12 protein-coding genes are annotated in these 14,293 nt (G+C 43.4%); 3 read left to right on the top strand and 9 right to left on the bottom strand.

The features are described from left to right. Positions 1-40 precede the first annotated feature (40 nt). The 4 genes from ACH784_RS14985 to ACH784_RS15000 are packed head-to-tail and all read right to left on the bottom strand — an operon-like array spanning position 41 to position 3,372. Entirely contained in the window at positions 41-598 is a 558-nt protein-coding gene (locus ACH784_RS14985) for a DUF1566 domain-containing protein (protein WP_404391533.1), read from the bottom strand. Further along, entirely contained in the window at positions 588-2,285 is a 1,698-nt protein-coding gene (locus ACH784_RS14990) for a PKD domain-containing protein (RefSeq protein WP_404391535.1), read from the bottom strand. The genes ACH784_RS14985 and ACH784_RS14990 overlap by 11 nt, the downstream gene beginning before the upstream one ends. Before the next feature lie 17 nt (positions 2,286-2,302). Next, entirely contained in the window at positions 2,303-2,635 is a 333-nt protein-coding gene (locus ACH784_RS14995; RefSeq protein WP_404391537.1) for a hypothetical protein, read from the bottom strand. After that, positions 2,632-3,372, bottom strand: a complete 741-nt coding sequence (locus ACH784_RS15000; protein ID WP_404391539.1) for a DUF2982 domain-containing protein — start codon at positions 3,370-3,372, stop codon at positions 2,632-2,634. Before ACH784_RS15000 ends, ACH784_RS14995 begins: the two co-directional genes overlap by 4 nt. A gap of 237 nt (positions 3,373-3,609) precedes the next feature. On the opposite strand from ACH784_RS15000, the gene ACH784_RS15005 reads away from it, so the two are divergent. Genes ACH784_RS15005 through msrA form a run of 3 tightly spaced genes read left to right on the top strand, consistent with a single transcriptional unit; the run spans position 3,610 to position 8,297 of the window. Continuing rightward, complete coding sequence (locus ACH784_RS15005) at positions 3,610-4,665, top strand: efflux RND transporter periplasmic adaptor subunit (RefSeq protein WP_404391541.1); 1,056 nt, start codon at positions 3,610-3,612, stop codon at positions 4,663-4,665. A 4-nt stretch (positions 4,666-4,669) separates the two neighbouring features. Next, positions 4,670-7,771 (top strand): efflux RND transporter permease subunit, encoded by a 3,102-nt coding sequence (locus ACH784_RS15010; protein ID WP_404391543.1) that lies wholly within the window; start codon positions 4,670-4,672, stop codon positions 7,769-7,771. After that, on the top strand, positions 7,761-8,297 hold the full coding sequence (gene msrA, locus ACH784_RS15015; protein ID WP_404395289.1) for a peptide-methionine (S)-S-oxide reductase MsrA: 537 nt from the start codon (positions 7,761-7,763) through the stop codon (positions 8,295-8,297). The genes ACH784_RS15010 and msrA overlap by 11 nt, the downstream gene beginning before the upstream one ends. A gap of 70 nt (positions 8,298-8,367) precedes the next feature. On the opposite strand, the gene der is transcribed toward msrA, so the two are convergent. The 5 genes from der to ispG form a co-directional block, all read right to left on the bottom strand. Next, positions 8,368-9,849 carry a ribosome biogenesis GTPase Der gene (der, locus tag ACH784_RS15020; RefSeq protein ID WP_404391545.1) on the bottom strand — a complete coding sequence of 494 codons (1,482 nt, stop codon included), beginning with the start codon at positions 9,847-9,849 and terminating at the stop codon, positions 8,368-8,370. 74 nt (positions 9,850-9,923) lie between these two features. Beyond that, a complete protein-coding gene (bamB, locus tag ACH784_RS15025; protein ID WP_404391547.1) occupies positions 9,924-11,099 on the bottom strand; it encodes an outer membrane protein assembly factor BamB in 1,176 nt (391 codons plus the stop codon). A gap of 8 nt (positions 11,100-11,107) precedes the next feature. Next, on the bottom strand, positions 11,108-11,728 hold the full coding sequence (locus ACH784_RS15030) for a YfgM family protein (RefSeq protein ID WP_404391549.1): 621 nt from the start codon (positions 11,726-11,728) through the stop codon (positions 11,108-11,110). A gap of 9 nt (positions 11,729-11,737) precedes the next feature. After that, positions 11,738-13,015, bottom strand: a complete 1,278-nt coding sequence (gene hisS / locus ACH784_RS15035; protein WP_058028795.1) for a histidine--tRNA ligase — start codon at positions 13,013-13,015, stop codon at positions 11,738-11,740. A gap of 158 nt (positions 13,016-13,173) precedes the next feature. Continuing rightward, a complete protein-coding gene (gene ispG, locus ACH784_RS15040) occupies positions 13,174-14,292 on the bottom strand; it encodes a flavodoxin-dependent (E)-4-hydroxy-3-methylbut-2-enyl-diphosphate synthase (RefSeq protein WP_138566842.1) in 1,119 nt (372 codons plus the stop codon). Between the last annotated feature and the right edge of the window lies 1 nt (position 14,293).

The following is a 14,293-nucleotide window of genomic DNA, read 5'->3' on the forward strand; positions in this document are numbered from 1 at the left end:
TAAGGCGAGCAGATTAGCAAATTTTACCTTTAAGCTAAATCTATTTTGCGTATCGCACTAGCCTTAATCGACCAGTTTGCGTTTTTTTGAGATACCTGTTCTTTCCATCAGCAACTTGAAATGTCCACGCGTATTGTGGCTCGAGTGATACTGTTGTGCTAGACCAGTAATCTCCTTCCTCACCACTGATCAGCTCATTACTAAACAAGAAAATACCTAACTCCAACTTTGCGAGAGCCGGCGACGCACAACTGTGATCGATAATGCTGGCAAGCTCTTTAATATTCGGTACATGCCAATCTGTATAACTTGCATGGCTACTATCATTCGCTTCAAGCAATGCCTGCTGCCAAGTTAATTTCTGTGTACTACCAACACAAGATTTGTTTTCAGCATTATAGCTAAGCCCTACCTCACATTGCTGCCACATTAACCCCGTACTTCTATCTAGCACAACGCCTTCAGTTTCATTAATTTCAAAACGATCGCTGGGATCTATATAGCCCTCAGGGTTTATTGCTTCATCAATACATACTTGTGCATTCGCAATTGCACTAAACAAGATCGCCGCAAAAAACAGATGAATGTTAGTTACCATTGTTAGACACCTCCCTTACTAGGCGAATATATGCTTTTGTTTCTTGAACTAGTTCTACAGTTTGCCCTGTCAACATATCAAAAGCATACGCTTCAATAAGATCTGAACTACCTGTTGCTCCCTCAATACTCGCTTGCGAAGTCCAGTAATAGCTCGTACCAGTCCAGTTTGAATTTGCTATCGCAGGGAAGAAGTTCGGATCTAGCACATAAGAACTGCCTGCGACTTCACCATAATTAAAAATACCCATTAATTCAGTGAAAGTCGGTAATCGCCAATTTCGACCGCCGCAATAGTTGGTCGCATTGACTTCATTGATATACTGCTGTGCATCACAATATGCATTACTTGAGCAGGTACTTAGATCAGTACCTCGCTTACCATTCGGATAATTAGTTAAAAACCATGTATAGGTATTTCTCGTATCTCGTAATGGTGCATTCGGTGGTATCGCCGTATTAGCTAACTTAACTTCCCAAATTAAGCCCGTGTTATTATCTTTTACACAACTAAAATCGCTGGCAGAGGCGTCTAAAATCGCTCTGGCATTTTCATCTAATTTAGTAAAATCAAACGCTGCTAAGCCACTACCTGTTTTTCCTTCATTCAATACAAAACTATCGCGTCCAAGCTCTGCATCTTGTCTAGGAAATGTAGTGTTTTCGCAGGTAATTACAGCTTCGCCATTGAAGCAACGTTGCTGACCCGTATCATTTAAGTTTTCTCCCACAGCGCGCCTTTGCACTTTAACCTGCATCGTGTCTTTATCAGTAAAACCACCAGGTTCTGATACCGTCACTTGAAACTTCAACACTGAGGCCACATCAACATCAGGCGCTGTAAAAGTGGTTTGGCACAAATTAGGATCTGTGATCAAGTCATCTAACTGAGTAGGTGAGCGTTCAATTTGCGTCCATAAACAAGTATACGCACCAGATGAAGATAAACTTCCACTCGCATTGAGCTCACCTTTATCAAACTCTATGACATTAATATCTTCACCCGCATCAGCAAAGACAACCTGAGCGTTTTTATAAAGGGTTAATGAAAACTCTGTACTACTTTGCCCACCTTCATCATCCGTCAACGTTAATTTAAAACGGGCTGTCTCATTGCTGGATAATAATGGGTGCACAAACTGCAAGGTCGCTTGGTCATTGCGTTCAAATGTGAGTGCTGGTCCACTAATTTGCTCCCATAAATATTCAATGATTTTGCCATTTTCATCAGGATCAGTGGACGCTTCTGCGCTTAATGTGATTTCATCTTTGTACTGGAGAACGTCTTTATCTGGTGCCGTTTTTTCAATAAGGGGGATAGGTAGCTGGTTTCGAGAGCCAATTGCAATGGTAACTGTATCAGACACCAAAACACCATTTGGTGCTAAGTATTCTACTTTTAAAGTTGCCGATGTATCAGCTTTGACGTCGGGTGCGGTTAATTTAAGCTCTTGCCCTTCTTGTGGAAACCCTTCCATATTTGGGCCATCAATAACCTGCCAAGTAAACGTACCACCTGAAGGAGAGCCCAAAGCTGATAAAGTAAAGTCTGATTTTTCTTCAATGCTCAGGTCTGAGCCGGCATTAACACTAGCATTTTCAACCGTGTCATTTGAATCGGAGCCTCCACCGCCACATCCTAAAAGTAAAAAACTCGCTACAACACTTAGAGATGCTCGACGCAACATAGACGCTCCTAATAAAATTAGAGATAGCTATCTTGATGTATACGCACAAATAACTTTGTTCCGATCTTACTATAATCGATTTTGTATTCGCGGCCATCAAGCGCTTGGATAAACAACAAACGTTTTACTTCCCCAAAAACTTCTGCACTTGCAACTTGAACAACTTCTAAATAACGCTCTTTACCTTCGCGTCGATTTCTCGGCAGTTCTTCTTTAAATGGCACAAGACCATTTGCCGTTACTTTAATTTTTGGGTGTGCCTCACCGTTGACTATCACTAAGTCGAGCTTTTTTTCTTTATGGATAATGGTGTTACGACCACTTTTAATAAAGGCTCTTTCTGTACTCATGAATCGTTCCTGTTACTTCTTGTAACGGTGGCCTGTTTATCTAGCAATTCTTGGACCACCATTTCTGGATTTAATCTCCAGTGGTTCAATAGGTTTGAAAAATGCCAAAGGTCCCTATCTAACACATTTGCAGGAAGCAGTAAGTGATACCCTGTTAATGTGTGCAAATGTTGCATCCGATTTGCAAACATGGCGATTAAACCAGTGTAAGTTTGACCCGTGCCGACTTGGAACTTACTTGGTTCAACAAGCCATTTTGATGGGCACGAGCCGGATTTGCAATGCATTTTAACAGCTTGTAAAAAAATATGCCGCTGTTCAATTAATAATTTACAGGCTAAGCGTGGGTGAAGCATATCAAGGAGTGCCGCTTCGTTTTTCAGCTTAAGCCCTACTGCATTTAATTCGGTTTGTTCAAAGCCATCAGTTACGACTGGGACACCTACTTGAGACAAATTATTGGCGTCGATACAATAGCTTCCAACTTTATGATAGTAGGTTATTTTTTTATTATCCAATCGAACTGTATAAAAGGGTTCTCTGCTTTTAAGAAAACCTAATATCACAGCCATAATGGCTGTTGCTGCAAAAACAATTTCAAGCAAAGTAATGGGAGTCGCGCGCAGCGTCACAAACAACATAATAATGGCAATCGCTACCCCGCCAACCAACATAAACTCAATGCTATATCGATTTGCTGTCGCTCTCAAAAAGACTGCTTTATTTTGCTCAGCCATTATAAAAACCGAAGTAGAATATAAACATTAAAATAGCCCAAAAAATCAGCTTGCGGATCTTTTCACATCGAGGGCACTTTTTATGCTCTTTCATTTAACCACCTATAAAACATAATCGGTACAAACACATAGCTTAGAAATAATTTTCGTCCAACACACAAATTAATACGACCATAATCATTTTACGAGCGTATAAAGCTTGTAAACTGAGCTTATCATTAGCAGTGGTCTAACATCATGTATAACAAGCAATCAGGAAAAGTTCTCTTCCCCGTTTTAATTTTAATCTTAATTGCCCTTTGTGGTTACTTTTATCTGCCTGTTAGTCACAGTAAAACAGGCCCAACTTCTCGTCCAGCAACACAGGTTACGGCGCATACTGTGAGTAGTGATATCAAAAGTATCAATATTGACGCCGTTGGTACAGCGAGGGCTAACCAAGCCATTAACATTATCAGTGCGCAAAGCGATTACATTGAAAAACTCGCCTTCAAAGATGGTGAGTTTGTAGAAAAAGGGCAAGTCCTTGCCACCTTGCGTGATCAACAAGAACGCTTAACAGTTAAAGAGTTAAAAATTAATTTAAAAGAGCAGCAACGTCAGCTTAAGCGCCTGCAAGAATTAGCTCGATCTCAATCAGCTGCGCAGTCTCAATTAGAAGAGCAAGCTTCAGAAGTAGACGCACTGCAAACCAAGCTGGCAAATGCAGAGTCTAAACTTCAAGAAATGATTATAAAGGCGCCTTTTTCAGGTGTGCTTGGTAAGCGCCTAGTCGATGTAGGTAGCTTTGTGAATACAAACACGGCTTTTACTACCCTAGATGATATCAGCATAATTAAAGTTGATTTTCAGGTACCTGAAAAATACTTAGCGCAATTAACCGTCGGTATGATGGTAACGGCTATTTCTGACGCATACCCAAATATGCCATTTACAGGAGAAGTAACGCATGTCGAACCTCGTATCAACCCTGCAACACGAAGTGTGTCGGTGACTGCGAGCTTTGAAAACAAAAACAACCAACTGCGCCCTGGCATGCTGATGCAAGTCGCATTAGAGCTTGGCAGAATCGAAGCATTAATGGTTCCTGAAAAGAGCATTATTCCGCGTCAAGACAATCATTTTGTTTATATCATCGATGCCGATAATAAAGCCCAACAAGTCAAGGTCGAGTTACTTGAACGCTTTCATGGCTGGGTGGCAATCAAAAGTGGCTTAGATGCAGGTCAACAAGTGATCACCGAAGGCACTATCAAAATCCGCCCGGGTTCATCCGTTGTGACACAGGGGTAGGCTTGTGAGAATTACAGATACCGCGGTTAAACGCCCCGTCTTCGCAATAGTTATCAACCTTTTATTACTCACGTTTGGCATCGTGGCATTTACCATGCTGCCACTGCGTGAATATCCAGACATTGAAACACCAATCGTCAGCGTCTCTACAAGTTATACTGGCGCTTCAAGCGAAGTAGTAGAAACCAAAATAACCCAAGTACTTGAAAACCGCATTTCAGGTATTGAAGGCATCAAAAGCATCACGTCGTCGTCTCGTAATGGCCGATCAAACATCACCATTGAGTTTAACATCGACCGTGACATCGACGCCGCGGCCAATGACGTTCGCGAGCGTGTATCACGCGCCTTAGACAGACTACCTGAGCAAGTTCGCCCACCTGAGGTATCTAAATCTAATTCAGATGAAAGTCCCATAGCTTGGTTTGTTTTAAACAGTACCACTATGAATACCCTTGAGCTTTCTGATTATGCGCAGCGTTATATTGTCGACCGCCTTGCCGTGGTTGATGGAGTATCGAACGTACGCATTGGCGGTGAACGTCAATATGCCATGAAGATTTGGCTAGACAGAAAAGCCATGGCAGCGCGCGGCATTACTTCAACCGATATTGAGCAAGTGCTTCGTCGTGAAAACGTGGAACTTCCAGCTGGTGAAATAGAATCATTGGATAGAGATTTTTCAGTACGCATTACACGCAGCTATAAAACCCAGGAAGACTTTGACAATCTTGTAATTAAACGCGGCGAACAAGGCTATTTAGTTCGCTTAGGTGAAGTGGCAGATGTGCACCTTGAAGCCGCCGATGATGAAAGCACCTTCCGTGGTAACGGTAAGAACATGGTTGGTATGGGCATTGTTAAGCAAGCCAAAGCCAACACCCTTGAAGTGGTCGATAATGCCCGAGTTGAGCTTGAAAAAATTAAGCGCAACTTACCAGAAGGCACCACAATCCAAGATAGTTACGACTCTTCTATTTTCATTCGCGAATCGATCACCGAAGTTTACCGCACCCTTGCAATCGCTATGGGTCTAGTTGTGGTGGTGATTTTTATTTTCTTAGGAAATATTCGTGCAACCTTAATTCCTGCGGTTACTGTGCCTGTTGCACTGATTGCTACCTTTATGTTCTTACTCTCAATGGGCTACTCTATTAACCTACTTACCTTACTGGCATTAGTGCTAGCCATAGGTTTAGTGGTCGACGACGCCATTGTTATGCTTGAAAACATCTACCGCCGCATCGAGCTTCGAGAACCCCCGCTGTTAGCTGCCTTTAGAGGTGCAAGAGAAGTTGGTTTTGCAATAATAGCAACCACACTGGTGCTAGTTGCTGTATTTGTACCGCTGGTCTTTATGGATGGTCGAATTGGTGCACTATTCACTGAGTTTGCTATGGCAACCAGTGCTGCAGTTATCTTTTCTAGTATTACCGCCCTTACACTATCACCGGCACTGTGTTCAAAAGTACTTAAACCTAGTAGTAGCGAAAACCGTTTCACTCAGTGGATGGATAAACAATTTACCAAGCTTGAAAATGGTTACCGTAAAGTCCTGCAAGATAATTTGAACAGACGCTTTAGTCTATTAGCGGTACTGGTGTTAGCTGGCTTTGCAACTTATACCCTAATGAAGCAAATTCCTTCTGAGCTCACACCAAGAGAAGACCGTGGCACATTCTTTGTTATGATGAATGGCCCTGAAGGCGCAAGTTACGAAAATAACGCCGAAAATATGGAGAAGATCGAAGAGCGATTAATTCCTTACGTTGAAGCGGGTGAGCTTAGCCGTGTACTTGTTCGCGTGCCTGGTTGGGGTGGCCGTGGTGGTGTTGCCATCGTGGGTATGCCAGATTGGGATGAGCGTAAACGCTCTACATGGGAAGTAATGGGCGAAATCAGTGGTAAAATGCAAGAAGTAACTGATGTGCGTGCATTTGCCATTATGCGTCGTGGTATCGGTGGTGGTGGCCAATCACGCCCTATCGAATTTGTACTGCAAGGTAACGATTACGAAGAGCTAGTCGAATGGCGAGATAAAATTTTAGCTAAAGCACGCCAGAACAAAGGCCTTGTTCGCCTAGACCATGATTACAAAGAAACTTTCCCGCAATTTTTGGTCAGCATCGACAAACTGAAAGCGGCAGATTTAGGTGTGTCGGTGAGTGATATTGGCCGCACCCTTGAAACCATGTTGGGTCAACGTCGCGTTACCACCTTTATTGATCGTGGTGAAGAATACGACGTGATTTTAAAAGGCACCAAAGAAGATTTCTCAGCGCCCAATGACATTGCTGACATTTTTGTTAAGTCTCGAACTGGAGAATTGATCCCGTTAGACAGCCTGATCAGTATCTCTGAAGAAGCAACAGCTTCTCGACTGAATCGCTACAACCGTATGCGTGCTATCACCATTACTGCAAACCTTGCTGATGGCTACACACTAGCCGAAGCTTTAGACTTCTTAAATACGGTTGCTGCAGAAGAAAACCACATAGATGGTGCAGTTGATTATAAAGGTGAATCCAAGCTGTTTTATGAAGGTGAGTCGGCCATGACTTACGTATTCATACTCGCTTTGACCGTCACCTTCTTAGTGCTTGCTGCTCAGTTTGAAAGCTTTGTACACCCACTGGTGATCATGCTAACCGTACCGCTTGGACTGGTTGGCGCTATGTACGGTTTATTCATCACAGACAGTAGCCTAAATATCTACAGCCAAATCGGTATCGTGATGCTGATTGGTTTGAGTGCTAAAAATGGTATTCTCATTGTTGAGTTTGCCAACCAGTTGCGCGACAAAGGCATCGCATTTGAGCAAGCTTTAGTTGATGCAGCCGTTCAACGTCTTCGCCCTATAATCATGACATCACTGACGACGGTAATGAGTGCAATCCCGCTGGTATTTGCGACAGGCCCAGGCTCTGAAAGTCGTATGGTAATTGGTGTGGTTATTTTTGCAGGTGTAAGCGTAGCAACTATACTGACGCTATTTATTATTCCTTGCGCTTATTCATTACTGGCGCGTAAGACTCAATCACCTGAGTTCTTAAGCCAAAAAATTGCTGAACAAGCTCGCGCTCTTGAGGAGAAAAATCATGGCTAACATTGCAACGGCTACCTTTGCCGGTGGCTGTTTCTGGTGTATTGATGCGGCGTTTCGCCGCGTCAAAGGTGTACAAAAAGTTGAGTCAGGCTACATGGGGGGGCAAACCGATGATCCTACCTACAAAGACATCTGTACAGGCATGACCGGCCATGCTGAAGTGGTTCAGCTCAGCTTCAATGCGGATGTCATCAGCTACAGCCAGCTATTAGATATGTTCTTTACCTTGCACGATCCAACTCAATTAAACCGTCAAGGTAATGACGTGGGTACGCAATATCGCAGTGCGGTGTTCTATCACGATGACACACAAGCTGAACTCACAGAACAAGCCATTAAGAAGTTACAGCCTCATTTAGCTGAAAAAATTGTCACTGAAGTAACACCTGCTGTTACCTTTTATTCGGCAGAGCAGTATCACCAAGACTACTTTAATGAAAACCCAAACCAGGGTTATTGTAGTGTGGTTGTAGCCCCTAAAGTGGCAAAGTTTAGTCAAAAATACGCGCATCTACTCAATGAGTAGATTTGTTGCAAACAAATAACAAAAAAGGAGCATCAAGCTCCTTTTTTAATATCTACAATCCAGATAGGTATTAACTATCTTTATTACGACTCTCTTTAGAGAAAGCACGTAACTTACGCTTTTGCGACAACGTCATCTTGTTGCTGCGACCAGCATACGGGTTATCACCTTCTTTAAATTCAATCTTAATCGGTGTGCCCATAACGCCAAGCGCTTTACGGTAGTAATTCATTAAGTAGCGCTTGTAGCTGTCAGGTAAGTCATGTACCTGGTTACCGTGAATAACAATACGTGGCGGGTTATAACCACCGGCGTGCGCATACTTTAATTTCACTCGACGACCACGTACTAACGGTGGCTGGTGATCCGCTTGTGCCATGTCCATGATACGACGCAGCATTGCTGTACTGATACGCTTAGTCGCAGACTCATAGGCTTCGTCTACAGACTCGAATAAGTGACCAACACCCGTGCCGTGAAGTGCCGAGATAAAGTGTAAACGGGCAAAATCGATGAACCCTAAACGACGGTCTAGCTCAGTTTTGATACGCTCTTTCACGTACTCGTCTAAGCCATCCCACTTATTGATTGCAATAACCAGTGAACGACCTGCATTTAACGTAAAGCCTAATAAGCTTAAGTCTTGATCAGAAATACCTTCGCGCGCATCAACCACCAATAACACTACATTGGCATCTTCAATGGCTTTAAGCGTTTTGATCACTGAGAACTTTTCGACTACATCGCTGACTTTTTTACGTTTACGTACACCTGCGGTGTCGATCAAGACGTATTCTTTGTCATTGCGTGTCATCGGAATATAAACAGAGTCACGCGTCGTGCCCGGCATATCGTAAACAATCACACGCTCTTCACCTAGAATACGGTTAGTAAGCGTTGATTTACCTACATTAGGGCGACCAATAATAGCTAATTTAACCGGCTTATCTTCAAAACCAGTTTTACCGTCTTCTAGCTTCTCGCCATCTTCACCTTCAAGGTAAAGCTCAGCTAAGCTTTCGTCATCTTGTTCAAGCTCTTCAGCTTCTGCTGCTAGTTCTGCAATAACAGGCTGCAGGGTGTGATCTAATAACTGAGTAACACCACGACCATGCGCTGCTGCGATTTGATGTACTTCTCCAAGTGATAATTGATAAAACTCAGCACAATGAGAGTCTGCATCAATACCATCAGTTTTATTCGCAACGATAAAGCATTTTTTCTCTTGTTTACGTAAATGCTGTGCAATAGCCTGATCGGCTGCATTCATACCCGCACGAGCATCTACTAAGAATAAAACAATATCCGCTTCTTCAATGGCCAGCAAAGACTGCTCTGCCATTTCGGTTTCAATCCCTTCTTCGCTACCATCGATACCACCTGTATCAACAACGATAAATTCATAGCCATCATAGTTTGCTTGACCATATTTACGATCGCGCGTTAGGCCAGGAAAGTCCGCTACTAACGCATCACGGGTGCGTGTTAAACGGTTAAAAAGTGTGGATTTACCCACATTAGGTCGCCCAACAAGAGCGATCACCGGAAGCATAGACTACCTCATCAATAAACAACAAAAGGCTTCGCAATGCGAAGCCTTGAAAAAAAGCATGAATAAATTAACTGTTACGGGATCTTAACCGCGCTAACTTCACCGTCTCGGGTTACCACAATTAATTTATCTTCTGCTACAACAGGCTCTACGTAAAAGCCTGAGCTATCAAAACTTTCTCTAGAAACTAACTCACCAGTCTGCTTATCTAACCAGTGTAAATTACCTTCTTGATCACCTACCGCTAGATAATTACCTGCCACAGTAGGTGCTGTTAAGTACCAGCCACGTAAACCAGATTGACTCCAGCGCTCAATACCTGAATCTTTATCTAACGCGTAAATAATGCCATTACTATCTACAATGTAGATCACGTTAGCTTCAATGCTTAGGTCGCGGTAACTACTGTACTCTCGCTTCCAAACGACATTACCACTTCGTACATCAACCGCTGCTAAGTTACCATTATAGGCGATTGCGTAAGCAATTGCGCCTACTACGATTGGTTTTGTATCAACATCCACTAAGCGCTCAAATTCAGACGCACCTTTAGCCGTTGCTACTTCTGCGCTCCAAGCCGTATAGCCATTTTCAGCAATTAAAACCGTTAACTTACCGCTTTCTTCGCCAAATAACACACCACCATTGGCGGCTGCTGGAGAGCTCAAACCACGAAGTGTTAATGCTGGCACTTCTTGCTCATGACGCCAGCGTTCTTCACCTGTATCAGGGTGAAGAGCAAGCAGTTTACCAGAGCCTAAGTTCACATAAACGAGTCCATCACCGGCTGCAGGAGAAGATAGCGCTTCACCTGGCACGGTTTTACGCCAAACAATCTCACCCGTTTCACGGTCAAGGGCTATTACTTCGCCATGCTCAGAGCCGATGTATAGTTTGCCATAGGCCTGTAAAATACCGCCCGATAACTTAGCGCTATCGTTATCTGACCATGGCCAGAAGCTTACCTCTTTACGAACGTCGGTTTCCCATAAAGTTTTACCTGATGAAACAGCAATCGCTTCCACTTCACCATTGCGCGAGGCAACAAAAGCAGTATCTTTATAAACCGTTGGTGTTAAACGAGAAAAGTAATGTTCTACACCATCGCCAACATCGTTTGTCCAGTCAACTTGGGTTTCAAATTGATTGACGATCTCTGGTAAAACAATTTCTTCTTCATCATCATTAGATGAGCAACCTAGTAATGACGCCATACAAAGCGCCAAGGTAGCCATACTTAGCTTTCTCATAAGGACTCCTAAGCTGCAGGTTGTGCCGTTGCTAAATTGTCCAACTTAATCTGTAGTAGGCCATTGTTGCCTTCTTTCGACTCAGTCAATGCTGTTTCATACTGAGTACGAGCATTGTCTTTGTCACCTTTGGCAAGGTAAACATCACCTTTCACTTCAGCAACTTGTGCTTTAAAAGCCTCTGGTGTTGTTTGTGATAATGTTTTTAGTGCCGCATCATATTGCGTAAGTTGCGCTTGTACACGCGCTAAACGTAAGATAGCTGTGGCTTTTAATTCTGGGTTATCAAGGTTATCTTGTAACCATGTTAACTTAGCTAGCGCAGCTTCAAACTCACCTTTTTCAACTGCTTCTTTAGCGGCAACAAACGCAGCTAAAGCCGCATAATTTGAGTCGCCATTTTCAGCAATGAAAGACTCTGACTTAGATAGAACTTCACCACTTTCAACTAATTCGTTAAAAGCATTTGAAGCAGCTTCAGCAGATGTAATCTTGCTTTGGTTGTAGTATTTCCAACCGTATAAACCGCCAAGACCAATGACGATACCTAACGCAAGTGAAACGCCATTTTCACGGAAAAATCGTTTTATTGCTTCTGCTTGTTGTTCTTCTGTTGAGTAAATTTCCATACAGTCCTCTTATACTGCTAAGTCTGCTAACAGTGTTTTTACCTCTTCCAGGCTCACTGTAACTTGTTCTTTTTCTTCTCGCAGATATTTCACGGTTACCTTGCCTTCAGCAAGTTCGCTTTCACCTAAAATAAGCGCAACTAGCGCGTCGCTCTTATCTGCACGTTTTAATTGTTTCTTAAAGTTACCACCACCACAGTGCACTTGCACACGAAGGCCGGCAACTTCTGTTCTTAATTGCTCTGCAATCACTGGCGCTTGAATACTAGCGGCATCACCCATAGCTGCAACATACACGTCTGCATTACGGCGAATTTCACCTACACTTTCTAGTGCTTGAAGTAATAGAACTAAACGCTCCATACCCATTGCAAAACCAACTGCTGGGGTTGCTTTACCACCCAGCTGCTCAACTAGACCGTCGTAGCGACCACCTGCACATACAGTGCCTTGCGCACCTAGACTTTCTGTTACCCACTCAAATACAGTGCGGTTGTAGTAATCTAAGCCACGTACTAGCTTTTCATTAACTTGGTATTCGACGCCAGCTGCGTCTAAACGTTCACATAAATTTGCAAAATGTGCTTTTGATTCTTCATCTAAGTGTTCAGATAACTTAGGCGCATCAACTAAGATAGCCTGTACATCAGGGTTTTTGCTGTCTAGAACACGCAGTGGGTTTGAGTACATACGACGTTTAGAGTCTTCGTCTAACTTATCAATATGCTGCTCTAAAAACGCCACAAGTGCATCACGATACTCTGCTCGTGCTTCATTTGAACCTAAAGAGTTCAGCTCAAGACGAACATGATCTGAAATGCCGAATGCTTTCCACAGGCGAGCTGTAAGTAAAATCACTTCAGCATCGATATCAGCAGTCGCAATACCAAACGCTTCAAGGCCAAATTGGTGGAATTGACGGTAACGACCTTTTTGTGGACGCTCGTGACGGAACATAGGACCCATGTACCAAAGACGCTGCTCTTGGTTATACAATAAGCCGCCTTGGTTACCCGCACGTACACACACTGCTGTACCTTCAGGGCGCAGTGTTAAGCTATCGCCGTTACGATCTTCAAAGGTGTACATTTCTTTTTCAACGATATCGGTTACTTCACCAATAGAGCGCTTAAATAAGTCGGTAGATTCAACAATTGGGAAACGGATCTCTTGATAACCATAAGACGCCACCGTATCACGTAATACTGCTTCTACTTTCTGCCAAACTTGCGTATCACCTGGCAGACAATCGTTCATACCACGAACTGCCTGAATTTGTTTTGCCACTGAAAATCCTAAATCAATCTATTTGCTAAATGCGAGTGCCACACACAGTGCGCATTGTGGGTAAAGGAGTCAAGTATTATACCCAGCTCGCGTAAAACGTAAACGACAGAGCAAAAGATCTGCAGGATATTCTTTGCTCTGTCGGTAATTTTTAAAAATTATTCGACGATTTTAATGTCGATTGCTGGCTGTGCCTGCTTCTTAGCAACAAAGTCGCGCACCTGCTCTTCAAGCTGCTCGACGATGTTATCGTTATCAATACGCATCTTTTGACGCTCGCCGTTAATGTACAACCCAGAGCGTCGGTTTGCACCTGCAAGGCCGATGTCACTCACTAAAGCTTCGCCTGGGCCATTCACAACACAGCCAATCACTGACACAGAAATTGGTTCAATGATGTCTTCAAGGCGCTCTTCAAGTTGGTTCATGGTGTTGACCACATCGAACTCTTGACGAGAACAGCTCGGACAGGCAATGAAATTGATACCACGAGAACGAATACGCAGTGATTTTAGAATATCAAAGCCTACTTTGATCTCTTGTACCGGATCGGCTGCTAACGAGACACGAAGGGTATCACCGATACCTTCGGCAAGCAGCATTCCTAGACCAACCGCTGACTTTACTGAACCAGAGCGGAAGCCGCCCGCTTCTGTAATACCAAGATGAAGAGGTTGATCGATTTCTTTTGCCAGTAGACGATACGCACCAACGGCTAAGAATACATCTGATGCTTTTACAGAGACTTTGAACTGGTCAAAGTTCAAACGCTGTAAGATTTCAACATGACGCATCGCTGATTCAAGTAATGCTTCAGGCGTTGGTTCACCATACTTTTCTTGTAAATCACGCTCTAAAGAGCCGCCATTTACACCGATACGAATTGGAATATTGCGTTCACCCGCAGCATCTACCACAGCACGAATACGATCTTCACTGCCGATGTTACCAGGATTAATACGTAAACAATCAGCGCCGTACTGCGCCACTTTTAGTGCGATACGGTAGTCAAAGTGAATGTCGGTAACAAGTGGAATATCAACTTGTTCTTTAATGCTCTTGAAGGCTTCGGCAGCATCCATGGTTGGCACTGATACGCGAACGATATCCGCACCGGCATCTTGAATAGCACGGATCTGCGCAACGGTTGCATCGATGTCCATGGTATTGGTGTTCGTCATTGACTGTACGGCAATTGGTGCGCCATCACCAATAGGCACGTCACCTACATAAATACGGGTCGACTTTCTACGTTTAATTGGAGATTCTGAAAACATG

This window comes from Pseudoalteromonas phenolica, from assembly GCF_044788725.1.
GTDB lineage: Bacteria > Pseudomonadota > Gammaproteobacteria > Enterobacterales > Alteromonadaceae > Pseudoalteromonas > Pseudoalteromonas phenolica_C.